This window comes from Paenibacillus rhizoplanae, from assembly GCF_042684125.1.
Lineage (GTDB): Bacteria > Bacillota > Bacilli > Paenibacillales > Paenibacillaceae > Paenibacillus_AQ > Paenibacillus_AQ rhizoplanae.
Window position 1 is genome coordinate 207852 of the sequence record NZ_JBHUKY010000019.1, and the last position, 23431, is coordinate 231282.

The following is a 23431-nucleotide window of genomic DNA, read 5'->3' on the forward strand; positions in this document are numbered from 1 at the left end:
GAGATTTATATCCCCATCCTGGTGTGTGAGCAGTGATATGCTTATGCGCCAGGATTTTTTTGTGCTAAAAATAATTAGCGTATAAGTGCAACCGTTACCCGGAATTCTCTACTATATAGATAAGAGGATGCCAAAGGAGAAACTAGCAGATGGAAGATCAGGGAATCATTCAGCTATACTTGCAGCGCTCACAGCAGGCCATCACGGAGACCCGGAACAAATATGGTGCTTACTGCCGGGCGATCGCCAGGAACATTGTCGCGAACCAGCCCGATACCGAAGAGTGCGAGAACGATACATACCTGGCTGCGTGGAACGCTATTCCGCCTAACCTGCCCAGGAGGCTGCCGGTATTCTTGGGGCGAATCACCCGCAATATTGCGCTCGACAAGCATGGTTATAATACGGCCAAGAAGCGGAGCCGCCAGTTTGAGGTGATTCTGGAGGAGCTGGAAGACTGCCTGCCTGCGGCGGAGACGGTTGAAACGGAGCATGCCGCAGGCGAAACGGCCCGGTTAATCAATGAATTCCTGTATGGGCTGGAGGAGGGCGCACGAAATTTATTCATCAGGCGGTATTGGTATGCGGATTCGATAGAATCCCTCGCCAGCAGGTTCGATATGAGCAGCAGTAAGGTGAAGTCGAGCCTATTCAGGACCCGGAACAAGCTTAGAGTTCATTTAGACCAGGGGGGCGTTCACCTATGAAGCGGGAGGACTTGTATAAAGAGATCGGACTGATTGACGAGGAGCTGATTGCGGCGGCTGAACACAGCGGAGTAAGGGGCAGGGGCAGGAGACACAGGTTCTCCAAAAGATGGATCGCACTGGTCGCCTGTCTGGTCGTGTACAGCTCAACTTCTACCGTGCTGCTTGCCACAGAATACACCAGAAATAAAACGGAGGAGTCCTACATCCGTTATCTGACAGCGGAGGATATGGAGCTGGCCCCCCGTGCGCAGTATGAGGCCGACAAATTCCTCAAGGCGTTAGCCAGCGGGAACGATGACAAGGTATATATTGCAGTGAACCGGCTGGTGGAGAGCTTCAATGATCCCAAGGCGCGGGAGCTGGCGCTGCAGAAGCTGCGGCCCTTCTTGACCAGTGCTTCCGCTAAGATCGCGGAGTCGGCTGCCTTTGCCACAGATATCCTGTCGAAAAGCTACCAGAGTCCGTATCTCCACAAAATGGCCGACGGGAGCATCGTATTCGCCTTATTCAACAACTATTCGGATTACGGCACCCAGAATGTGCTGTGGCGGATCAAGGGCGATGTGCTGGAACCGTATTTCAGCTTCGCGGCCCCTTCGATGTACATTAAGGAGATCCTCCCGTCCCCGGACCGCAAGCTGCTTGCGGTGGTCACCAGCTCTAACAAGAGTGAATTTGTGCAAATCCTGAATGTGGAGAAGGGGACGATCAGCCCGGAGCTGGTAGAGTCGGCGAGAATCAGACATGGCGCGCAGCGTAAGCTGGAAACTTGGACGCGCAGTGATCATGAGAATTACAGTTATGCGAACCATCTTGTGTGGCAGGATAACGATACGTTAGCGTTCGAGAGTTCTCTGGCCTATGACGACACAGCAATTATTGAAGAAGTTAGTGTGACGTACCGGTTCAGGGATAAAGTGATGGAGGTTGCGGATTTGAAGTAAAGTATGCGGTGCCTTGCAAGAGCTGCGAATGGATAATACATCCGTCCGCAGCTTTTTGCTGTGTGGTGAAGGGAATTTAAGAAAGTTTTAATCTTTACCCGACTTGTTCTTAAGTAGTTGCGCCTATTCTTGATTACAGGGAGGGAGCAACTTGAAGAATTGGGCCCGTAAGGATTCATCGGTGGCTTGGTTATTTCTGGCACCTAGTAGCATCGGGTTTGCCTTGTTTTATCTGATTCCGTTTGGCATGGGCGTGTTCTATTCCTTCATGGACCGTGCGGTGGACGGGCAGTATGTGGGCCTGCATAATTACCGGGAGCTGATTGCGGGCGACTCCTTCCGGAAGGCGGCCTTCAATACCTTCTACTTCAGCCTGGTGAGTGTTCCGCTGCTGATCGTGCTGTCGCTGGGGTTAGCGCTGCTGCTCCATAAGAAGCTGTATTTTCAGAAATGGCTAAGGACTGCTTACGTTCTTCCGCTGGTCGTGCCTGTCGCGTCCATTATTCTGGTCTGGCAGATCCTGTTCGACTGGAACGGGGCGCTGAATGCGTGGTTGAGCGGCTTCGGTCTGGCCCGGGTGGACTGGATGAAGACGGAGGCAGCGCGGAATGTAATTATGATGATGTATGTGTGGAAAAACATCGGGTACAACGTGATCCTGTTCCTGGCCGGACTGCAGCAGATCCCGAAGGATTACTATGAAACCGCCCAGATTGAAGGGGCCGGCCGTCTCAGGCAGTTCCGGAGCATTACGCTGGTCTACTTAACCTCTACGATGTTTTTTGTCGTCATGATGTCGATCATTAACTCCTTCAAGGTATTCCGGGAGACGTTTCTGCTGGCCGGGCCGTATCCGCATGACAGTATCTATATGCTGCAGCATTTTATGAACAATATGTTCCTGTCCCTCGACCTCCCGAAGATGACAGCGGCATCTACCCTGATGGTCGGCGGCATTCTGATCCTTGTTCTCGGGCTGTTCGCCATGGAACGCCGGTACCGTCGAAATATGGAATAGAGGTGGAGAGGTTGTGCCAGTGGATAAAGTCTTACCCAAGCTAATATTAACCGTCATTATGGGAGTGGTTGCCCTGCTGATGCTGTTCCCGATCGGGGTCACCCTCATCAATTCGTTCATGAGTACCCGCGAGATTGAGATCAATTACGGTCCCGTCGGACAAATGAACACAGTCATAGAGGGCAGGAGCGATCCGTTCGCCAATCTGAAATGGCTGCCCGATCAGGTCTCCCTGGAGCAATACGGTAAGGTGCTGCTGGAGAGCCCGATGTACCTGTCGATGTTCTGGAATTCGGTGTTCCTGGTGGTGCCCATCATTGCCGGGCAGACGCTTATAGCTGCGCTGGCTGCTTACGCCTTCTCCAAGCTGAGATTCCGGGGCCGGGAGCTCCTGTTTCTGGTCTATGTCCTGACGATGCTGATGCCCTTTCAGGTAACCCTGGTGCCCAATTACATCATGGCCGACCGGCTGGGGCTGCTGAATAGCCCGGGGGCCATTATTCTGCCTGGCATTTTTGCGGCCTTCGGTGTGTTCATGCTCAGGCAGTTCATGCTGGATATTCCGTATGCCTATATCGAAGCGGCCAAGATGGATGGAGCCGGACATTTACGGATTTTTGGTACCCTTATTGTTCCCATGGTTCAGTCGGGTCTAGCCGCGCTTACGATTCTCTTATTCGTCGATTACTGGAATATGGTGGAGCAGCCGCTGATTTTCCTGGATGATCCGCTGCGTCAGCCATTGTCCGTCTACTTATCGAATGTCAGCAAAGAGAAGGGGCTTGCGTTTGCTGCTTCCGTCATCTACATGGCCCCGATGGTACTGCTCTTTCTGTATGCGGAGACGTATTTCATTGAGGGCATTCAGTTATCCGGGATCAAGGGCTAGGGCTCGCATGTGAGGGACTTATGAGGAAAGGAGGAGAACGGGGAAATGAAGATTGCAGGAGTGCCCGCAGACCGCAGGCGTAAAAAAAACATTAAAATAGCCTCCCTGCTGCTACTGGGCGTGTTACTCTTCTTCACCTTCTTCAGCAATACGCTGCAGTCGTTGACCTTGCCCAAGGTGACGACGGTCACGCCGCAGAGCAAGAGCCTTGAATTCACGCTGGAGGGCGGCGGGATGCTGCGGCCCGTGAATGAAGTGAAGCTCCAGAATGCCAGCGGCTGGAAGCCCCGGCAGGTGCTTGTGCAGGAAGGGGAGCGGGTGAAGAAGGGGCAGAGGCTGATCCTCTATGACAGCCAGTCTGCGGAAGCCGGGCTGCAGGATGAAATCGCGCTGCTGGATAAGCAAAAGCTCGGGCAGCAGACCCTGCAGGATCAGTTCATTCAGACGTATGCGGAAGGGGATGAGCTCCAGATTCGCAAGGCCCGGCGCGAGATTGAAGCAGGCAAGCAGGATCAGGCCAGACAGGCGCGTAAAATCGCCGAGATGAGAGACAGGTTAACTGCGGAGCAGCAGCTTAAGGCACCCTTCGACGGGATTGTAACCCGGTTGAATGCCCTTCCGGGGATACTGTCATCCGGCGAGCCGGATCTGGTGCTGTCAAGCAGCCGCGAGGGGTTCCAATTCGATTTTACGGCGGACGCAGGATTATTATCCAGCCTTGGCATTACCTTGGGGGAGAAGCTTGAGGTGGAGGTTCATTCTGCTGAGGGGCCATCGGCCCGGATATTGGCGGGAAAGATTACAGAGATCAAGAGCGCTCAGGCGCGTGCCGGCAGCCCGGCCGGTGAGGATAACAGCGGGGCGGAGGACATCGCACAGAAGACGGTCTTCATTGTAATGAAGGAGGGTTCGCTTCAGGGAGGAGAGCAGGTTCAGTTCCAGATGAAGAAGCCGTCCCTTCAGGAGGGTGTGGTGGTACCGGCTAAGGCCATCCATCAGACGGGCGGGCGCAGCTTTGTCTATGTAGTTGAGGAGCAGAGGGGGGCATTAGGTAATACGTTTGTCGCCCGCGAGGTTCAGATCCGCTCCAGTATCACGAACGGCCCGGACAGTATGATTCAGACGGATAATCTGTATGGGGACGAGATGATTATTCTGGAGAGCAGTGAGCCCTTGCAGGACGGGAACCGCGTACGTCTGCAATAACCTTAGGAGTACGGCCTACTATACGAACAATTATTGGAGGTAGTGACAGATGAAGATGATTAAGAGAATGGGCTGGCTGGGGCTGAGCCTTGCTTTTACAACGATGATGTCAGCATGTAGTTCAGGGAGCAGTGCAGAAGCTCCAAGCACCGGGGGGAAGACGGTTGTTACGTTATCGGTTCAGCAGGATAGTGAGTTCTACCGTGCGGTAGAGCAGAAGTTTGAACAGGCTTATCCCGATATAGATTTGCAGATTCAGGCGTATAAGGGGATTGGCGAGAAGATGGAAGGGCCGGATTATGAGAAGTATCAGAAAACCGCCGGTACAGCATTGCTCTCAGGCAAAGGAGCCGATATTTATGAAACGGGCAGTCTGCCCGCCAGTGATTACGTGAGCAAGAAGCTATTCCTTGATATGGAGGATTACCTCAAGCAGTCGAAGACGCTGAAGCATGAGGACCTGCAAATGAATGTGCTGAATGCCCTGAAGGTGAAAGGGGGCACCTATATCATTCCATCCGGGTTCAGCCTGAGAGCGTTCCTTGGAGACGGGGATGTACTTAAGCAAGCAGAGATCATTGATAAGAGCTGGACTTGGCAGGAATGGAAGAAAATCTCCAAATCGCTGATTGCGTCGGAGCAACAGGCGGGGTCCGCACACCGCTACGCGCTTCCGAATAATCCGCCGGATATGCTGCTTCAGGAGATGGTGGTCGACGGCTATAACCAGTTCGTAGACGTAGCTGCACGCAAGGCCAAGTTTGATTCCCCCGCCTTCATATTTATGATGCGGGAGATTAATGAGATGTATCAAGAGAAGTTGATGACCACCGAGCCGGTCGAGACCGAGAATCAATTGTTCTATTCTGCCGTTATACAGGGCCCGGCGGATTTCATCAACGTTCCGTATACCAATTTCGCCAATCCGAAGCTGCTGTATAAGCCGCATAGCGGAAACTCCGGGGCCATGAGAATTATTCCGAACTATACGTTTGCGATACAGGCCAAATCGCCGGTTGCCGAACAAGCCTGGACGTTCATGGAGTTCCTGCTCTCTGATGAAGTTCAGTCCCTGTCGAGCAGAGAAGGCTTCTCCCTGCTCCGATCGCTTAATGACAAGCAGTTCAGTGAGCTTCAGCAGCAGGTGAAGAGCGGGACGTATAAGCTCCCGGACGGCAAGCTTGCAAGTGTTCCAGAGGGACAATTCAAGGTGTTCCAAGACATGATGGATACAGCGGATAACTTCGCCATGATGGATGTGAAGATTCTGAGCATCATCGGCGAGGAAGCAAACGCGTTCTTCAGCGGACAGAAGACGGCAGAGGATGTGGCTAAGCTGATTCAGAACAAGGCGACTACGTACCTTAACGAATAGATCACGGCCTGGAGGTCCCGGAATGAAGCGAACCACGATTCTAATCGCAGAGGACGAGAAGGAGATTGCCGACCTGATTGCCCTGCATCTGCAGAAGGAAGGGTATCACTGTATCAAGGTGCCTGACGGCCGGGCAGCGGTGCAGGCCATTCAGTCACAGTCCATTGATCTGGCGATCCTGGATATTATGATGCCGGAGCTGGACGGGTACGAGGTTACCCGCCAGGTCCGGGTGAAGCATAACCTGCCGATTATCTTCTTAAGCGCCAAGACCTCAGATTTCGATAAGATTACCGGCCTTGTGATGGGAGCGGATGATTATATGATTAAGCCCTTCAACCCTATGGAGCTGCTGGCCCGTGTCAATTCCCAGCTGCGGCGTTCCCGGAAGTTCAGCCAGCCTCCGGCTGCCCATCAGGCCCCGGTGCTGGAGTCTGGCGGGCTTGTTATATCCCCTGACCGGCATACAGTTACGCTATACGGGAAGGCGATTGATCTCACGCCCAAGGAATTCGACATCCTCTATCTGCTGGCCAGCCACTCCAAGCAGGTGTTTAGCGCAGAGAGTATATTTCAGCGGGTGTGGGGTGAAGCGTACTATGAATCCGGCAATACCGTGATGGTGCATATTCGTACACTGCGCAGGAAGCTGGGCGAAGACCAGAATAAGGACCGGTTCATCCGAACCATCTGGGGCGTCGGGTACACGTTCAATGAATAAGCGGCCCCGTGGTTTCAGGGCCAGATTAGTCCAGTTACTGGGGGTAAGCATGCTGCTCTCCGCTGGTCTGACCTATGGGATCTTCAAGCTGCTTCAGCTCTACTACTCCGGGGTGAAGTTGGAGGACCCGGAGGCGGAAGTGCGCCGGTTCATCTACAAGCTCGGGGACTTCAACGTATCTCTGATGCTGTTCATTCCGCTCATGCTGATCTTCTTTTTCAAGTTCACCAAGCCTTATATCCGTTATCTTAACGAGATCTCCAGCGGGATTCATCATCTGGCTAACGGGGAATTTCAGAATCAGGTGAAGATTGCCTCAAGGGATGAGTTCAGTGCGATTGCCGAGGATCTGAATGCGGCAGGGGCTAAGCTGCTGACAGCGGTGCAAAGAGGTGATTTCGCCGAGAGCAGCAAAGACCAGTTGGTCGTCAATCTGGCCCATGATCTGCGTACGCCGCTTACCTCTGTGCTTGGCTATCTGGATCTGATTCTTAAGGAGGAGCAGTTGCCCATGGAGACGATCAGACACTACGCAACCATAGCCTTCACCAAGTCCCAGCGGCTGGAGAAGCTGATTGACGGACTGTTCGAGATCACCAGGATGAACTATGGCACACTGCCTATGGTGAAGACGCACCTGGATATCGGCGAGCTGCTCCGGCAATTGAACGAGGAGCTATACCCGGTATTTGAGCGGAACGGTCTGACCTCCCGGCTGAATATTACCCCCGGCTTAAGTGTCTATGGGGATGGGGATCTGCTGGTAAGGGTCTTAGGGAATCTGCTTACTAATGCCGCCCGCTATGGGCAGGAAGGCGTATATGTGGATATTAACAGCCGTCTGGATTCAGGTGCAGTTGCGGTTGAGGTGATCAATTACGGGAATCCCATTCCGCCGGAGGAGCAGGCGCATATCTTCGAGATGTATTATTCCGGGGACCGGGCGCGGACTCATCAGGATGGCGGCACGGGTCTGGGTCTGTTCATTGCACGGAACATCGTAGAGCAGCATGAGGGAACTCTGTCTGTGGAGAGTAACGAGATACGGACAAGATTCGAGATGCGGCTGCCGCAAGCGTAAGCGAAGTTAAGGGAGGAGAGAATCAGAATCATGTATCATTCCAAAAGAAAATATGCTGCTGCCATGCTAAGCCTGGCGGTTCTCAGCCAGTCCATCGCCTTCGGAGCCTATACGGCAGCCGCCGGATCTTCAGCGGGAACAGCGGCTGTAGCCGCCGTGTCCACACTGGAGGGACTGGGGGCGGTCTCATTGAAGAGCGGCGTGAGTGTGAAGCTGCTGAATGCAGCGCTTCAGCCTCAGGAGAGCGGGAATATACTCACGTACACCTTGAATTACTACAACGGAACGGGCAGTAATGTAAGCCTGATCGATTATTTCTCCAAGGTCACCACTTCCAGCGGCGCTGTGATTCAAGGTAAACCGGTAACAGGCAGTGCTGCCATCAAGTCTATTCCGGCTAACAGCAGTCAACTGGTTACGTATTACGTCAATGCGGGTAAGGCTGCCAAAATAACCGGAGTCCGAATCGCCCTGTTCGGCTGGGACTTCAGCCAGGCGAATTACCAGAAGAAGCTGGGGATGTTCACGATTCCGGGTTCCTACTCGGTAGCCACTGCCAGAGGGCAGAGCAAGAAGCTGGTCCTGGCGGGTGTGCCGGTGATCAGTAAGGCCGAGAGCCTGCAGATCGTTAAGGCTAACGGAAAAGTGTACGCCAGGGTGGGCATCAGCTTCGCCAATTCGGGTACCAAGTTGCTTAAGGACACAGGTCTGAAGGGATATCTGATATCCTCGGGAGGCTCCAGATTTGAACTGAATGCCGCCCCTGCCAATTACCAGATTCAGCCCAAGGAGAAACGGACCGTGCAATATCTGGCGGACATCCCCTCCTATACGAAGACGGATAATATGTCCTTGCAGTTCGTCCAGGAAGACAGCGCGCTGCAGCTGAACCTGCCGGTGGCTGAGTATAAGCTGCCTGCTGCACAGTCGCCCAACTTCATCGTACCCGCTAATGCCGTCGCGAAGCTTAAGGTTGCTAACGATACAATTGAGACGCAGCTCGCAAGCGCGGCGGTGTATTCGGAGGATCATCTGGCGAAATGGAGCCTGAAATTCCGGGTGCGCAACACAGGCAACCAAGCGGTGACGATTCCGGCCTACCCCCTCAGCCTGACGACTGCCGAAGGGTACAGCTATCCGGTCAGCAATAAGGCACTGGCCGGTCTGAGTCTGAAGCCGCTGGAGGAGCGGGTAGTCGAACTCAATGCAGAGCTGCCCCTGAAGCTTAATCAGGGAGTGCTCCAGCTACAGATGAATGAGCCGGCAGAAGAGGGCCGGATCGCCTTCCCGGCGGCTTACTATCAGATTCCCTACTCCTTGCAGCCGAATCATCTGCTGGCGACTGAGTACCCCGTGCAGAACAGTCTGGGTACCTTCGTGGTGAAGCTGGAATCGGTGGAACGCCTGCCGTGGTCGGACCGCGATCAGGTCGTGACCAAGATCAGTCTCCGCAACTCAGGGTCCACGAATGTGCAGCTTCCGGCCCTTACAGCGCTTCTGAAGGCAGGGGATCTCGATATCAGCGGCAGTTCGCAGATGGTGATCGAAGGCTCCAAGAGCCAATTGGCCCCGCAGGAGACAGCGGTTCTGTATATTACGGGGAACCTTCCCTATTCTTATAATCTGACTAAGCTGAAGGTGATCCTCCAGTATCCTTCGGAAGAGACCCAGGCGAATTTCCTCACGCTGTTCACCAGCCAGGTGGAGAATACCTTAAGAACCGTAGCGGCCGGTGAACCCTTACGCCTGGAGCTGGCCGGGAAGAAGGCAGAGATTCTGGAGCGGCAGAGCCGGATCTATCCGGGCACGGATTCCAAGCTGATCTATACTGAGCTGGTGATGACCAACGAGGAATTACGCAAGACCCAGCCGGCGCAGCTGGTAGGGTATTACCGGACCCCGGACCATCAGTATTTCGAGGCGGTAATCTCGCAGTCCGCCGCGGCCCTGAACCCCAAAGAGAAGAGTCTCGTAACCGTCTGGAGTAAGCTTCCGCCGGAGATCAATGCGTCGGATCTAACCCTCTTCCTTGGGGAAGGCATCGCCGAAGGCAAATTGACCGCACCTGGCGCAGTGCCGACCGCTTACATCCAGACCGTGGGCCTGGGGCTGAGTCCGGCCAATCCTGCTCCGCAGCCGTCCCTTCAGAAGCTGGACTTGTTCCCGTACTCCCTGTCCGTGAACCAGGTGACCGCCACGATGCCTGAAGACCGGGAGTCCATAGAGACGCAGATCAACTACCGGTTCACCCGCAGCGAACAGTATGTTGCAGAGGCGAATGGGCATAAGCTGGTGGCCGAGCTGATCGATCCGTTCGGGCAGCCGTCGGAGCAGCTTCTGCCTTTGGGAGACGGACCGTCTGGTGCGGGAGCCACGGGCAGTTTGTCCTTCCCGCTGAACAACAAAGCGTACAAGGCGCTCACCGGTGCCACGGTGCGGGTGAACATCTATAACGAGTTCCAGGGTAAACGCATTTTGCTGGGCAGCCAGAATTATGCTGTGGTGTATGAGCGGCCTGCGCCGAAGAAAGGGGAGGCGGAGTGATATTGTAGACAGGTGATGAAACAGGCCGCTTTCCAGTGATGGAGAGCAGCCTGTTTTCTTATATCTGACGTTTCGTACTCTTAAGCCCCAATATTGAAATGGAATCGATCCATGCATCAGGCTAATCATCTTACACTGACCCATCTTTTTCCTCAGAGGGGTGCTTTTTTTTCAAAAGTTCTATAAGTTCAACTTTCATCGCTTGAATAGCTTCTTCTTTGGGCATCCGCATAAATTTGGATAGTCGAATTATATCTTGTTCATAAAACTCGAGAAGTCTTAAAGTAGCTCTTTCATCGTTTTGTTCCTGCACAAGTGATAAGAGATCTAGAAATTCAATTTCTGATATAATTCCTGAATCATTTTCTTCTTCCATTTGCTCACCGCCTGTTGACTTATTTGGAGTTCACTTGCTACTTGAGTTTCAGTTTTATCGTTTATGTAAATCTCAAAGATTACTCTCTTACCTAGCTCAGACGATAATCCATCTAAATATTGTTGCATGACTATTCTATTTTCGGACTTTTCTGAAAAGGATGGTTCCATTAGCTCAGGAGTTGATAATACTGAAACTTCACGTTTAAAATCTCTTCTTGTGCGATATTGCATCCGCCAAGCGATTCTATTTAGCTCATTTCGATAATAATTGATTATGCTCATATGGAAACTTCCCCCTTTTGATACATACGTTTATATTAAAGTAGGTGTTTGATAAATATATTTTACAACCAAAATAGGAACATATGTTCCTAATAATAATAAGATAACACAAAAAATGTGTCCGAATTAGGAATTAGTGTAATAATTGTATTTTCGCTTCCTAGTATTAAAAGGGGGTGAATATATGAATATTGATGATTTAAGTTCTTTGTTTACAAATGTTGGTTTTCCGATAGCTATTTGTTTTATCCTGCTTCGGTATATGCTTCAAACAATGGGAAATAAGCTCGACAAATTAGATAACTCACTCAATAGATTGACGAAAGTCATTCGAGAGTTGGACGCGAAACATAAAGTTAGAAACGAAGAATTCGTAGGGGATAGTCCAAAAGAGAAAAAACAACAAATAGCTCGTAATTAAATGACGAATAGCCTCAGGGAAAAATTTCCTTGAGGCTATTTTTGTGATTTCTAGATCATTTTTGGGATCTTAAACATTTTTTTTGATATGTAGTGAAACATTATTTAATGATTAGCGTCTATACAAGAAGAGGAAAAGGATAAATATACCATAGATGGCATATTGGCTAACGAAAATGGACTGTAATTCTGAAGGGATGGGAAAATGAACATGAATAAGATTGTTAATGTTTCTATCATCATGTTAGTAATGACATCTATACTGGGTTGTAACAATAACTCCGATTTAAAAGAAGCGGCTAATCAAAGTCAAAGTGGAAATGCCGCTCCCCAAAAAGTTCAGGTCCAAGAGTCCGGAGGAAGGAAATCATTTGATTCCTCAATATATTATGTTTTAGAAAGCGATCCAATTATTCAAACTTCTTATAAACAGATTGTGTGGAAAGAAGGGGATGTAGTACTTACCGCAACTATTTCTAAAGCGGAAGGGGAACAAGCTTTGCAGTCTAATACGGTAATTAGTTCTATTACTGTTGAAAGTAATAACGGGGTTCATACGATTGAACTTGATAAAAAGCCATTAGGTATTCAGTCGGTGGACTTATCGAAAAACAACCAATTAGCTGTTCATGTGAGAGATCATGAGGGGTCGAGATTAATTATTTTAAGTCTTTCCGGAGGAAAACAAAGTGTGCTAAATAACCTTCCCAATGAAGTTGGTTTTAGTGAAAAAATAGATAGCTATAATTGGTCCCCCGATGGTAAAACACTTGCTTTTGGCATGGGATCTATAGGTTCCAGTTACATTGCATTGTACAATACAGAAGATAATACCTTATCAAATCTCTCTGATAAAGACTATAGACTGATTACATCGGTAGTTTGGCATAAGAACGGGGAAGGCTTCGATTTTTTAAGTAAAACAGATGATGATAAAAATCCTGTGATTCTTTACCAGTATTTATTAAAAGAGAAATTGATCACCAAGGTGACAGGTACTCTCTCAGAAAATGAACAAAAAATCTTAACAACAAAATTTTTACCTAAAAAAATAGAATAATCTTATGTAAGTAAAGGAGAATAGGATGGGCTTAAGCCCATCCTATTCTCCTTTTATGATTAACTCTCAGTGATAGTAACCTTCCCAGTGCCTCCACCCAACGTTGAAAGGACATAAATCAAGCTGGCTTGGTCATTATTTGAAAGTCTTACGCAACCATGGGTTGGACGCAGTGGATAAGAAGTTGCCCCTGCTTGGGCTTCCTTACCACCATGAATCCATAAACCCGAACGGCCATTTTGTTTTGCGATCAAAGCGTCACCACTTACAGGGTCCATATCAATATATTTCGACGGACCATATGAATATATATTGGCATCGGTTTGAGACATTGGACCAGCAATTGTTGCTGAGTATACACCAGTCGGTGTATTTCCGTTAAGCTGAGACCAACTGGTATCGTATTCAGAGCGACCAAGTGCTTGTTTGGGCCCAAATACCAATGCCCCACTATCATTATACATTTTCAATGTACCCAACTCTTTACGATTCGTCTTTAAGCTAACAATAATGTGATATCCCATTTTTAAAAACCTCCAATTTTTTTTGAAGGATTAGCTGATGGAGTCGCAGAGTGTACTAGATAGCTCCATATCATTGTACTCTGCATCAACCACCTTCTATTTAATAGGGAGATAGAGATCAAGTATTTACAACCTCGGATTACATTATTTTTTCAGACTGATGAGTTGAGGCTCGCCTTAGCAAGATAGTCATAAGACTGCTGATACGCTGGATATGTGCGGAAAGTAACCAAATAGGCTAAGCTCTTATCCAATCTGTATTCCAGGGCTCGATATTAATCAGGTTTAGCCTTCCGCTTAGGTCAGCTTTTTTTCGAATGGCTTCATTCGAACGATGAGGTAAGGATATGAAGAAGACATTAGAGGAAGCTGCCGCTTCAATGGCTCTGAATCCTTAACCGATATTCCAATACACGGTACATCAAATAAAACCCAAAACAAGCCTCTAGAATATCTTCTAAGGCTTGCTTTGGGTGTGTTAAATTACGCTACGCTCTAACCAGCGGCCCAAACATCTAATTCAATCTTCAGCTCAGGCAGCCCTAATCCTTGGATGTAGGCAACCGTCATGGAGGGAGGCGTGGGGCCGAACACGTTATTCCAGATGGAATAGAAATGATCCCAATCGATTTCCTCCGTGGCCCAGATGTTGATTTTGATGACATGGTCCGGGGTTAGCTGCTGTGAGGACAGAATGTCGACAATATTACTCATGGTATTGGTTACTTGCTGGTTGAAATCGGCAGGGATATTATTGTTCGGATCAATTCCGATTTGACCGGAAAAGACATACATTTCAGCATCTCTGCTGATTTTGGTCACATGGCTGTAGCTGCCGACCGGTTTCGCTATATTTTCCGGATTATATCTTTGAATGACATTGTTATTTAGGCTCATGGTTATAAGTCTCCTTTAAAATGGGCTGTTTTTTTGTAGTTTTTCTTAATATTGGACAGAACTATCCCGTCAACATTAATTCTAGAAAAAAACAGCAGTCGAATACCCGATTCCAGCAGACAGATATTGAATAGATCTCTTTTTCATCAGGTATCCCTCCTAAACATTTAAAATTTAACTTACTTTAGGAATGATAACATACCCTGAAGAAAAACCAAAATACAGGGTGGGCGAGTGAACGGAGCGGGTAACCTATGTATTCAAAAAAAGGGCGTCTCAGCCATTACACATGGCGTGGGACACCCCGTTTTTGTTAACTATTCTATCTCGATACCGTACCAGCCGTCTGCAAGTAGAGTCAGCTTATACTTAACCGGCTCTGCTGCATAGGCCTGCTCCACCATGCTCTGACTTGCGCAATACACGATATGATAGGTGGGACCATGCTCCCTTTCCCAGTCGAATATGAACCTGAGGAGCGGCTTCCCGTCCTGCCTGCTGTAGCGCACGAAGTCCAGACTGTCCCCGGACCATGCGGCGATCTGCCGGATATTGTCTTGCAATTTCGTATTCATACTGTCATGGAATGGAGGGACGGCATTATCAGAGTAGATGAACGTATTCCCGATATCGCTCCGCTCATCCAGGCTGTCCATCAGCAGAAGGGCCTCCGTCTTCACAGCATCAAACTGTGCGCGATGCTCCCGGAATAGTTTATATTTTGCCTTGGAGGAATCGTAACCGATGATGGAGACTATTCCCGCAAGCATCAGTATAACTGTAATGCCAAGTAAGACTCGTGTCCTGACACTCAATAGCTTCACCTGCCTAGATTGGATTGAAATTAATACACGGAGCCGCTAAAAGGCAGCTCGTAATCAATCGTTGTAATGAACGGTACATATTTGCCGTTGAACCGTTCGTAGTGCTGCAAAGTGAACCAGTCCACAAATCCCGGATTATTGATCTCATCATCAGCATCCAGGCCGAAATGATCATAGAAATGGAACACCAGCTTGCCGCTGAATTGATCTCCGTTGTTGTTGAAGTCCTTAATGGTAATATTATGACCATGGAAGGCATGGATGGCCAGAGATAACGCCAGATTGGTCTTCTCCGTAAATACCGGATACGGGCTGGTCGAGAATTGATTCACGTAACTATTCACCACACTCTGGCTTCCGTTCGGGTCAAATCTCAGCCTGGACAGATCGCCATGATTACTGCGCAGCTCCTGCACCACGAAATCCCGGATTAATTGTACATACCTCTGGGTGCTGGCGTCCGAGATGACGGCATTATCCAGCTTGCTGTTATGATACTTAATATAGTTGCTGGTATCGAAGGTGTCACCAAGGGTTACTGAGGTTCCCTCATTAATGGTTTTGCTGTACTTGAACGTTGAGATCAGATCGCCAAGAACGAATTTCATATCATCCGTTGCACCTATTGTGCCGACAACGAACAGGAGGGCCATCTCGCCCCAGATCATGGGCTCAGAAGTAATTCTGGCCACCGAGAATACAGGGCCCAGCTTGAGTAATTCAAAATACGTATAGTCATTGAACGTCAGGTCATCGGAGACTGGGGAAGTTCCCTGCGGGGCTTTCTTAAGAATTCCTTCTCTGTACTCAGATTGAAGGATCAGGGCCTCGCTTACATCTGGAATCAGTCTTCTGCTGTCCACCGCATCGTTTAATCCGTCCCCGTCCGTATCGGTAAGGTTGGGATTGGAATACATATAAGCGTAGACCTTGTTGCCAGCTTTGACAATGTGGATCTCTTGCCCGTCCTTAAGCCCGTCATTGTCACTGTCCGCATCCAGATAGTTCAACCTGACCGCCGCACCGCCAGTACCGACACGCAGTCTTCCGGCCTGCATCTCCTTCTCATGATAATCGCTGATGCCATCCTGGTCTGTATCCTTGTACAGGTCGGAAGTTTCGGCAATGGTATCGAAGATCCCATACAATTGGCTGGCATTACTTGCATGATAATAGCTGCCGCCGGTGCCTTGGGCCATGCTGGTCAGGACACTCGTCGAAATGCTGCTGCCCAGGCCTACCGTATAAATCACAATACCCTGATCGGCAGCCCGTTTGGTTAGTGCGGTATCATAAGAGCCTTCCCCGTCAGTAAGCATAATAATGTACTTCAGAACCTCCGCTCTGCTGGTGGTAGCGAACAGATTAATTGCACTGGAAATCCCGCTGCTCAGAGTCGTTCCGCCGTTCGCATCAATCCGCCCCGCAGCCTGACTCAGCACGGTCTTGTCTGAAGTGAAGCCGGATAACACCTTGGCAGAGTCGTCAAAATCAACAATAGCCCCGCGGTCACTGTCCGTCAGCAGATTGACAAACTGTCTGGTTACGCTGATTCTCACATTGCTCCGGTCATTATCTGACATACTGCCCGAGGAATCGATGACGAAGGCAATATCCATCCCCGCATAATGCTCCTGTCCCTCATCATACAGGAACTTATATAACCAGACCTGGTCGTATACTGTCTTGTTTAACAGAATGTATTTGGAGAAATGAACCGTCTGGACCGAGATCATATTCCCGGCCACCTGCTGATCCGGCAGCTCTTCGAACAGCTGCGACTCCTCATTGTAATAGTAGATTCGCGGCACAAAGCCTGCCTGACTCAGTAAGCTTTTGTCAAACTCAAAGGAGATTGTGGCCTTCTCAAAGCTTCCGTCGATGGAGAAATTATAGCCTTGATCAATATATCCGGGAATAGTTGTATCATTAAGAATGCCGTCCTGGACCGGCTGAACAGATAAGCTGTCTACCTGCTCCGCAGTGATCCCTTCTACAGCAACAGTTGGAACAGCCTTGCCCCCGACATCCTCTGCCTTCATTGTTCTTGCGAACTTCGTCTCAGGCACAAGCGGGTCGCTTCCGATCTGGAGTTCCCACGCGTCAGAGAGTCCGTCGCCATCGGTGTCGGCCTTCAGGGGATCGGTCTTGTGCGTATGAACCTCTTCGCCGTCCGTAAGACCATCGCCGTCACTGTCCTCGCTGATGAGGCTGGTGCCCAGCATCAGCTCCTCCAGGTTGGTTAATCCATCCTTATCGTAGTCCTCATCACCGTCAGCGGTCCCATTCTTATCACTGTCCGTTTCAAGTGGATTCAGCTTCAGCACGAGCAGCTCATCCCGGTCACTTAAGCCGTCACCATCAGTATCCTTGCTGGTAGCGGAGAGGCCATAATGCTCCTCATAGTAATCGCTGATTCCGTCCTTATCGCTGTCCTTCTCCCGGTCAATCCCGAGGTTATCCAGATTGTTCTCGTCGAAGTTCACGATAATATACTCTTTGGTCACTTCAGTCCCATCTTGAACTTGTGCGCGCAGCTTCAGCAGATTGTATCCGATGCCAAGCCCGATTCCTTCTGCAGACCATGCTGCACTTACAGGGATCGTCCCTTGCTGGAGGACTGCTTTATTCTTGTCCGTAATCTCATAATTGAAGGCCTTGACCTGTGATACTCCTCCCAGCGTACCAGTCAGCTTGTCCATCTTGGAGGTCAGGAAGTAATAGTCTCCGTCCGGACTGTTCTGAAGCTGGAGACTGTACGTTTCAAGCTGCACGGAGACCCTGCCCGGCTCAGGCTCCGGGGATTCTTCCCCGGTTGAGATCTGCGTTAGCTGATAGCCCGAAGGCGCACTTACAACATTCCCCGGGTTCCCAGAGAAGCCTAGGATCAGTGTCTCGCCCGGCTGAATGTTGGCGTTATAGCCCGCATTATGTATGACGTAATGATTGCCGGTATGCCCGGTAATTTCAGCCGTCCAGAACCGGTCCAGGTTCCCGTCATAATCGAACTCCAGCGTCCAATCCTCAATGGCTGACTGCGATATATTCTTAATGGCAATTTCGCCGTTAAAAGCGCTTCCCCAATCACTTGTCACTGTGAAGCTTGTCTCGTATTGCCCGCCCGGTACGATCTGTCCAGTGCTGTGCATATCAAATGACGCCGGTAGCAGCAGCTCTCCTTCAAATGAAGCCGTGAAGCCGAAATTCACACTGCCACCCACCGGAATGTCCTGATTGCTGCCTGTATTCTTGAGGGTATAAACTCCGTTCTCGTAGGCCAGTACTTGTCCGTTCCAGATATTCGTAATTTCATAAGGGGATGTAAAATCAATACTCCAGTTCTCCAGCGTCTGGTTACCCGTATTCCTGATCGTAACATCTGCGTTAAAGGCGCCTTCCCACTTGGAGGAAATCGTGTAGGTTACCTCATAACCCTCTCCTGTGTAAGTTGTTTCCTGCTTCCCGCCCGTGTCTTCCTGTGCTAAAGCTGGCTTGAGCTGAAGAGACGATAATACCAATACCAGAATGACAAACAGGGTGAAGCTCCGTTTCATGATCCTTCTCTTGAACATTGCTGCTGATCCTCCTCATAAGATTGAAATAGGGCGTGGAAAATGATGTTATTTCTTGGAGTATATGAATCTATAATATTTGCATATAGAGGATTAAGCAACAACAAATGGAAGTAAATTAAATGCTTGTGCTTCCTCATGAATTCTGTTATCTTGATATTAACAAAATGTAATTATCAATTAGTTAATAAGAATCATTGATAAGCAATCTGTTTTGCAAGATACAGAGGAATCGGAGGGATGAGCATGAAGAAGGTACCCGGCAACTGGAGCGGGTTTGAACTCGCCTGGCTGGTGATATTTACGCTGATCGCGGTTGTTTTTACGGTGATCTCCAAGGATTCGCTCTTCGGGTTCACGGTCTTCATCACCGGGGTACTATGCGTGGTGCTGACGGCGAAGGGGAAGCTGGCGAGCTATGGATTCGGGATGTATAATACGTTCGGATATGCTTATTTGGCTTATATCAACGGATTATTTGGCGAGGTTATGCTGAATCTGCTATTCTTTGTGCCCATGAATATTGTAGGCTTCTATATGTGGAAAAGAAATATGCATGGCGGCAAGCTGTCCATGCGCCAAATGGAGACTAGAGGCATCCTGCTCACCATTGCAGTCTGTGTGGCGGGGGCACTGCTGCTGGGCTTCGGCTTATCGTTCATTCCCGCGCAGAATTCACCTTACATCGATGCCCTGACTACCGTGTTATCAGTAGTGGCAACGATCTTGATGGTACGGCGGTTCAAGGAGCAGTGGCTGGTCTATATTGTGCTGAATATGTTCACCGTGCTGCTCTGGGTGATCCGCACGCTAGAAGGCAGCGGGGAAGGTCTGCTGATGATCGTGATGTGGAGCGCCTATCTGATTAACGCGGTCTACGGTTACTACAACTGGAACAAAGGGGCTAAGGAGGCGCTGTCATGAAGACACTTGGATTAACACTCGGAAAGTTTGCCCCGCTGCATAAAGGCCACCAGTTCATGTTCGAGACCGCACTGCGGGAGGTTGACGAGCTGATCGTGGTGATCTACGAGACGACCGTCTCTCCGGTGCCGCTACAGATCCGGGCGAACTGGATTCGCAGCCTCTATCCTGCGGTCCGGGTAATCGAAGCCTGGGACGGTCCGGACGGGTACTCGGACGACAGAGAGCATGAGATCCGGGAAGAGCAGTATATTCTCGGGCTGCTGAAGGGCGAGCAGGTGACCCACTTTTATTCGAGCGAGTTCTATGGCGGGCATATGAGCCGGGCACTGGGGGCCATCGACCGGCGGGTGGATGAGGCGAGGGTGCAGGTGCCGGTATCGGCCACGATGGTCCGCTCGGACCCCTACAAATACCGTGATTATGTCAGCGGGATTGTGTACCGCGATCTAATTACGAAGGCCGTATTTGTAGGGGCGATGTCTACCGGCAAGTCTACGATCACCGAAGCGCTTGCCCAGAAGTACGGCACGGCCTTCGCCAGTGAATACGGGCGGGATTACTGGACAGAGCATCAGGTGGACCGCCGGATTGGCCTGGAGGCTTTTGACGAGATCGCGGTGGGGCATCTGGAGCGGGAAGAGCAGGCACAGCTTGACGCCAATAAATATATATTCGTCGATACCAATGCAATTACCACGTATATGTATGCACTGGATTACCATGGACGGGCGCCTGAGCTGCTGACCCGGCTGGCCTTGGAGAACGCGCAGCGCTACGACCTGTTCTTCCTGTGCGATGATGATATTCCGTATGATGATACCTGGGACCGCAGCGGAGATCAGAAGCGGCAGGTGTTCCACAAGCAGATTATTGCAGATCTGAAGGAGCGGCGCATTCCCTATATTACCCTGAGGGGCACGCTTACGGAACGTATAAGCAAGGTAGACAGTGTACTGGCAAAGTTCAAGCCGTACGGGAATTATTTCGGAGAGCTGGAGCATTGAACCAGAGATAGAGGAGGCGGAGAATGTGGAATTGAGAGATCGTAACGGACTTACAGAGCAAGAATTCCTGGAGCAGTACCGGCCAGGGGATTATGTGCGGCCTTCAGTGGCTACCGATATGGTGATCTTCACCGTCACGGACACAGAAGCAGACCAAGGGCCTGGTCCAGTTGCGAAGGAGCTGCGCATGCTGCTCATCCGCAGAGGCGGGCATCCGTGCCTGGGAAAGTGGGCGCTGCCGGGCGGCTTCATCGAGCCGCACGAGAGCGGGGAGCAGGCGGCTGCGCGCGAGCTGGAGGAGGAGACCGGTGTTACAGGCGTATATCTGGAGCAGCTTCGCACCTTCTCTGACCCCGGGCGTGATCCCCGCACGTGGGTGATCAGCAGCAGTTATATGGCGCTGGTCGACAGCCGCCGTAGCCAATTAGAGGCAGGGGATGATGCCGAGGCTGCGGCCTGGTTCAAGGTAAGCTACCAGCTCCGGCAGGAGCATAAAGAGCTGCTGGAGCAAGGCTGCATCCGCACCCGTACCTATGAGCTGCGGCTGGAGGCTGCAAACGAGGCGCTGACTGCGGTGGTAGAACAGACGGTGACAGCGACACCGGCGGCCAGATCGGTGCAATATGCCGTCTTGTCCAATGACGGACTTGCTTTTGATCACGCTAAGATCATTGCCTATGCCATTGAACAGCTGCGTCAGGAGACGGAGAGAACAGGAATCGCACTGCACTTAATGCCTGCGCGCTTCACTCTGGCTGAATTGCAGCAGGTCTACGAGGTGATTCTCGGCCAGGAGCTGCTGAAGGCGGTCTTCCTGGATAAGGTGGTTACGCTTGTAACCGCAACTAACCTGTACACAGAGCATACGGAACACACACCCTCCCGCCGCTTGTATCAGCGGAACTGGGGAGAAGTCTGAATCTATTAAATCGGATGAAATCATCCATGAACGCAGGCAGAGCAATATTAAGAACAATGGAATTCAGCCACGAACTGGATGTGGCGCTACTCAGGCGCGGCAATGCGCATCGTCACCTTCCCGCCCCCGGAAGGGGAGACATTGCTGAGGCTTAGGCTGCCTCCGTGTTGCTCGGCCACAGACCTTGCAATATAAAGCCCCATTCCGTGATGATCCCCGGCGCTGCGGCTCGGATCACCCCGGTAGAACTGGTTCGTGGCCTCCCGGAGGTCGGCTGCTGAGAAGCCGCTGCCGGTATCGGTAACCGTGAACTGGGCCGCTTCCGCTTCGCCCTGGACGAGCAGGGCTATACTTCCCCCGGGAGGGGTGTGCTCAGCTGCATTGGCGATCAGGTTCATGATTCCCCGCAGCAGCAGCTCCTTGTGAATGAACAGGAATTCCGGCAGCTTCTCCTGCCGGACAGAGGTCTGCAGGTCCCTGCCCGCCGCGAGGGCCTTCATCTGCAGCTCCAGCTCGGCCATAATCTCTGCAGCCGGGACCCGCGCCTGCTGGCGGGACGAGCCGGCCTGCAGGCTGGACAGATCAATGACCTCCTGCACGAAGGCTTCGATGTCTGCGGCGCTGCGGCGGATGTAGCCGCTGTATTCACGCTGCGGCTCAGTCTCTACAATCTCCTGCAGCAGCTCGGCATTGCCCCGGATAATGGTCAGCGGCGTCTTGATGTCATGGGCCAGCGCGGAGATCTGTTCTCTGCGGGAGCGCTCCAGTTCCCACTGCTTCTCCAGTGAAGTCTGTAGGGCATCCTTCATCCGGTCCAGGGAGCCTAGCACCTCGTCAATCTCCTGGATGCCGCTGGGCTGGACGGTGAACTCCAGATTCTCGCGCCGGATGTTCTCGGTCGCTTCCTGTAGCCCGGCCATCCGCTCGGAGAGCTTCCGGCCGAACCGGGCCGCGAGCAGGGCGGCCATCAGCAGAAACCCGAGCACGAAGAGCACGGGGGCCAGCAGCTGGGGGTTCGGCAGCGAGCGGCGCAGCAGGGGAGAGGCGTATTGCGGCGTCAAGACATAACGGAAGATCCACAGCTTCTGTCCATGTTCGGCGGTGGTGTAGAAGTAGGAGCCTCTGTAGTCCCCCTGCCGGGTAATTCTCCAGGCTTGTTCCGCCTCTTTAGCATTCAGATTGCCGCCCAGCGGCTTCCCGTCTAAGGTGAATACGGTGTAATCCAGCCGGTCGGGGACCCGGGGAGCCGTATCCGCTGTACCCGCAGCCAGCTGCTGCTTGAACTGGGTGATCTCCTTCTCGTCATAGTTGGCAGGCAGCACCGCACCCCAGGCGAACGCCAGTGTGAATGCGCCCAGCAGTCCTCCCAGCAGCAGAATGGTACCAAGGCTTAACAGCAGCAGGTATTGCAGAAAAAAGGTGCGCAGCCGCACGGGTTTGCGTTGTTTTACAGCTTCCACTTATATCCTATCCCCCAGATGGTTTCAATGGCCTCAAGCCCGTACCGGCCCAGCTTGGCGCGGATGTTCTTGACATGCTCCGTAATGGCACTGCTATCACTCTCCCCGTCATATCCGAAGACCTCTTCATAGATATTCTCCTTGGAGAAGACCTGACCGCGGTGGCGGGCCAGAAACTCGCAGATTTCATATTCACTTTTGGTCAGCGGGACCTTGTCCTCTCGGGTGTATAACTCTTTACCGGAGAGGTTGAAGCGCACAGGGTCCATGTACAGAATGTTGCGCTTCTCCCGGCTCTCCCGCCGCAGATGAGCGTTGATCCGCGCCCGCAGCGCACCTATGCCAAAGGGCTTCATAATATAGTCATCCGCCCCCAGCCCCAGTCCGTACATCAGGTCACTTTCCAGCGTCTTTGCCGTCAAAAAAAGAATGGGACAATCCACCGCCGTGCGGATCTCCCGGCACAGGGTGAAGCCGTCTACGCCGGGCATCATCACATCCAGCAGAATCAAGTCATACGCACCGAGGTCGGTCCGGCGCACCAGCGCGGAATCAGAGAAGGTGGTTACCAGATGGCGGTCGGTACTGAGCGCGTTGGCTATCAGAGACAGGATGGCGGGTTCGTCGTCTACCACAAGTATTTTGGCCATAGTCATTCCCTCATTAGTTCATTTGG

The 23431-nt window shown here is 51.2% G+C and carries 21 protein-coding genes; 14 read left to right on the top strand and 7 right to left on the bottom strand.

The window, feature by feature from the left end; all coding sequences use genetic code 11:
- Nucleotides 1-149 precede the first annotated feature (149 nt).
- The 9 genes from ACFSX3_RS08670 (at nt 150) to ACFSX3_RS08710 (ending at nt 10488) form a co-directional block, all read left to right on the top strand.
- Nucleotides 150-707, top strand: coding sequence for an RNA polymerase sigma factor (locus tag ACFSX3_RS08670; RefSeq protein WP_209986977.1), 558 nt, complete (start codon nt 150-152; stop codon nt 705-707).
- Nucleotides 704-1654, top strand: a complete 951-nt coding sequence (locus ACFSX3_RS08675; RefSeq protein ID WP_209986974.1) for a hypothetical protein — start codon at nt 704-706, stop codon at nt 1652-1654. Before ACFSX3_RS08670 ends, ACFSX3_RS08675 begins: the two co-directional genes overlap by 4 nt.
- Nucleotides 1655-1805: 151 nt before the next feature.
- Nucleotides 1806-2672, top strand: a complete 867-nt coding sequence (locus ACFSX3_RS08680) for a carbohydrate ABC transporter permease (protein WP_209986972.1) — start codon at nt 1806-1808, stop codon at nt 2670-2672.
- 58 nt (nt 2673-2730) lie between these two features.
- Nucleotides 2731-3561, top strand: coding sequence for a carbohydrate ABC transporter permease (locus tag ACFSX3_RS08685; RefSeq protein ID WP_209987507.1), 831 nt, complete (start codon nt 2731-2733; stop codon nt 3559-3561).
- A gap of 45 nt (nt 3562-3606) precedes the next feature.
- Complete coding sequence (locus tag ACFSX3_RS08690) at nt 3607-4767, top strand: efflux RND transporter periplasmic adaptor subunit (protein ID WP_209986969.1); 1161 nt, start codon at nt 3607-3609, stop codon at nt 4765-4767.
- A gap of 49 nt (nt 4768-4816) precedes the next feature.
- On the top strand, nt 4817-6142 hold the full coding sequence (locus tag ACFSX3_RS08695) for an ABC transporter substrate-binding protein (RefSeq protein ID WP_209986966.1): 1326 nt from the start codon (nt 4817-4819) through the stop codon (nt 6140-6142).
- A 22-nt stretch (nt 6143-6164) separates the two neighbouring features.
- Nucleotides 6165-6863, top strand: coding sequence for a response regulator transcription factor (locus tag ACFSX3_RS08700; protein WP_209986963.1), 699 nt, complete (start codon nt 6165-6167; stop codon nt 6861-6863).
- A complete protein-coding gene (locus ACFSX3_RS08705; RefSeq protein WP_209986960.1) occupies nt 6856-7944 on the top strand; it encodes a HAMP domain-containing sensor histidine kinase in 1089 nt (362 codons plus the stop codon). The genes ACFSX3_RS08700 and ACFSX3_RS08705 overlap by 8 nt, the downstream gene beginning before the upstream one ends.
- Nucleotides 7945-7974: 30 nt before the next feature.
- Nucleotides 7975-10488 (top strand): hypothetical protein, encoded by a 2514-nt coding sequence (locus ACFSX3_RS08710; protein WP_209986957.1) that lies wholly within the window; start codon nt 7975-7977, stop codon nt 10486-10488.
- 130 nt (nt 10489-10618) lie between these two features.
- On the opposite strand, the gene ACFSX3_RS08715 is transcribed toward ACFSX3_RS08710, so the two are convergent.
- The gene (locus ACFSX3_RS08715) at nt 10619-10864 is read right to left on the bottom strand and encodes a hypothetical protein (RefSeq protein WP_379254400.1); all 246 of its coding nucleotides are present in this window, start codon (nt 10862-10864) and stop codon (nt 10619-10621) included.
- A 468-nt stretch (nt 10865-11332) separates the two neighbouring features.
- Here ACFSX3_RS08715 and ACFSX3_RS08720 point away from each other — a divergent pair, with 468 nt between their 5' ends.
- A complete protein-coding gene (locus ACFSX3_RS08720; RefSeq protein ID WP_209987554.1) occupies nt 11333-11569 on the top strand; it encodes a hypothetical protein in 237 nt (78 codons plus the stop codon).
- Between the two features lie 210 nt (nt 11570-11779).
- Nucleotides 11780-12628, top strand: a complete 849-nt coding sequence (locus tag ACFSX3_RS08725; RefSeq protein WP_209986955.1) for a protein tolB — start codon at nt 11780-11782, stop codon at nt 12626-12628.
- A 59-nt stretch (nt 12629-12687) separates the two neighbouring features.
- On the opposite strand, the gene ACFSX3_RS08730 is transcribed toward ACFSX3_RS08725, so the two are convergent.
- From ACFSX3_RS08730 to ACFSX3_RS08745, 4 genes are all read right to left on the bottom strand, one after another.
- Entirely contained in the window at nt 12688-13152 is a 465-nt protein-coding gene (locus tag ACFSX3_RS08730; RefSeq protein WP_209986951.1) for a L,D-transpeptidase family protein, read from the bottom strand.
- Nucleotides 13153-13647: 495 nt separating this feature from the next.
- Complete coding sequence (locus ACFSX3_RS08735) at nt 13648-14049, bottom strand: RidA family protein (protein ID WP_209986949.1); 402 nt, start codon at nt 14047-14049, stop codon at nt 13648-13650.
- Between the two features lie 317 nt (nt 14050-14366).
- Nucleotides 14367-14864 carry a hypothetical protein gene (locus tag ACFSX3_RS08740; RefSeq protein WP_209986946.1) on the bottom strand — a complete coding sequence of 166 codons (498 nt, stop codon included), beginning with the start codon at nt 14862-14864 and terminating at the stop codon, nt 14367-14369.
- A 29-nt stretch (nt 14865-14893) separates the two neighbouring features.
- Nucleotides 14894-18445 carry a DUF3289 family protein gene (locus tag ACFSX3_RS08745; protein ID WP_209986944.1) on the bottom strand — a complete coding sequence of 1184 codons (3552 nt, stop codon included), beginning with the start codon at nt 18443-18445 and terminating at the stop codon, nt 14894-14896.
- Nucleotides 18446-18691: 246 nt separating this feature from the next.
- Here ACFSX3_RS08745 and pnuC point away from each other — a divergent pair, with 246 nt between their 5' ends.
- From pnuC to ACFSX3_RS08760, 3 genes are read left to right on the top strand one after another with little or no spacing between them, the layout of a single operon-like run.
- Nucleotides 18692-19369 (top strand): nicotinamide riboside transporter PnuC, encoded by a 678-nt coding sequence (gene pnuC, locus ACFSX3_RS08750; protein WP_209986942.1) that lies wholly within the window; start codon nt 18692-18694, stop codon nt 19367-19369.
- Nucleotides 19366-20376 carry an AAA family ATPase gene (locus tag ACFSX3_RS08755; RefSeq protein WP_209986939.1) on the top strand — a complete coding sequence of 337 codons (1011 nt, stop codon included), beginning with the start codon at nt 19366-19368 and terminating at the stop codon, nt 20374-20376. Before pnuC ends, ACFSX3_RS08755 begins: the two co-directional genes overlap by 4 nt.
- 25 nt (nt 20377-20401) lie before the next feature.
- Nucleotides 20402-21295 (top strand): NUDIX domain-containing protein, encoded by an 894-nt coding sequence (locus ACFSX3_RS08760; RefSeq protein WP_209986936.1) that lies wholly within the window; start codon nt 20402-20404, stop codon nt 21293-21295.
- 86 nt (nt 21296-21381) lie between these two features.
- Here the strand turns inward: ACFSX3_RS08760 and ACFSX3_RS08765 are convergent, their stop codons facing one another.
- Entirely contained in the window at nt 21382-22755 is a 1374-nt protein-coding gene (locus ACFSX3_RS08765) for a HAMP domain-containing sensor histidine kinase (RefSeq protein ID WP_209986933.1), read from the bottom strand.
- Complete coding sequence (locus ACFSX3_RS08770) at nt 22743-23405, bottom strand: response regulator transcription factor (protein WP_209986929.1); 663 nt, start codon at nt 23403-23405, stop codon at nt 22743-22745. The genes ACFSX3_RS08765 and ACFSX3_RS08770 overlap by 13 nt, the downstream gene beginning before the upstream one ends.
- Between the last annotated feature and the right edge of the window lie 26 nt (nt 23406-23431).

Coding starts and splice junctions, on each gene's coding strand:
- ACFSX3_RS08685 (WP_209987507.1), top strand. CDS start 2,731: ATGGGAGTGGTTGCCCTGCTGATGCTGTTCCCGATCGGGGTCACCCTC.
- ACFSX3_RS08700 (WP_209986963.1), top strand. CDS start 6,165: ATGAAGCGAACCACGATTCTAATCGCAGAGGACGAGAAGGAGATTGCC.
- ACFSX3_RS08695 (WP_209986966.1), top strand. CDS start 4,817: ATGAAGATGATTAAGAGAATGGGCTGGCTGGGGCTGAGCCTTGCTTTT.
- ACFSX3_RS08745 (WP_209986944.1), bottom strand. CDS start 18,445: ATGTTCAAGAGAAGGATCATGAAACGGAGCTTCACCCTGTTTGTCATT.
- ACFSX3_RS08720 (WP_209987554.1), top strand. CDS start 11,333: ATGAATATTGATGATTTAAGTTCTTTGTTTACAAATGTTGGTTTTCCG.
- ACFSX3_RS08755 (WP_209986939.1), top strand. CDS start 19,366: ATGAAGACACTTGGATTAACACTCGGAAAGTTTGCCCCGCTGCATAAA.
- ACFSX3_RS08675 (WP_209986974.1), top strand. CDS start 704: ATGAAGCGGGAGGACTTGTATAAAGAGATCGGACTGATTGACGAGGAG.
- ACFSX3_RS08730 (WP_209986951.1), bottom strand. CDS start 13,152: ATGGGATATCACATTATTGTTAGCTTAAAGACGAATCGTAAAGAGTTG.
- ACFSX3_RS08710 (WP_209986957.1), top strand. CDS start 7,975: ATGTATCATTCCAAAAGAAAATATGCTGCTGCCATGCTAAGCCTGGCG.
- ACFSX3_RS08725 (WP_209986955.1), top strand. CDS start 11,780: ATGAATAAGATTGTTAATGTTTCTATCATCATGTTAGTAATGACATCT.
- pnuC (WP_209986942.1), top strand. CDS start 18,692: ATGAAGAAGGTACCCGGCAACTGGAGCGGGTTTGAACTCGCCTGGCTG.
- ACFSX3_RS08690 (WP_209986969.1), top strand. CDS start 3,607: ATGAAGATTGCAGGAGTGCCCGCAGACCGCAGGCGTAAAAAAAACATT.
- ACFSX3_RS08770 (WP_209986929.1), bottom strand. CDS start 23,405: ATGGCCAAAATACTTGTGGTAGACGACGAACCCGCCATCCTGTCTCTG.
- ACFSX3_RS08705 (WP_209986960.1), top strand. CDS start 6,856: ATGAATAAGCGGCCCCGTGGTTTCAGGGCCAGATTAGTCCAGTTACTG.
- ACFSX3_RS08735 (WP_209986949.1), bottom strand. CDS start 14,049: ATGAGCCTAAATAACAATGTCATTCAAAGATATAATCCGGAAAATATA.
- ACFSX3_RS08670 (WP_209986977.1), top strand. CDS start 150: ATGGAAGATCAGGGAATCATTCAGCTATACTTGCAGCGCTCACAGCAG.
- ACFSX3_RS08715 (WP_379254400.1), bottom strand. CDS start 10,864: ATGGAAGAAGAAAATGATTCAGGAATTATATCAGAAATTGAATTTCTA.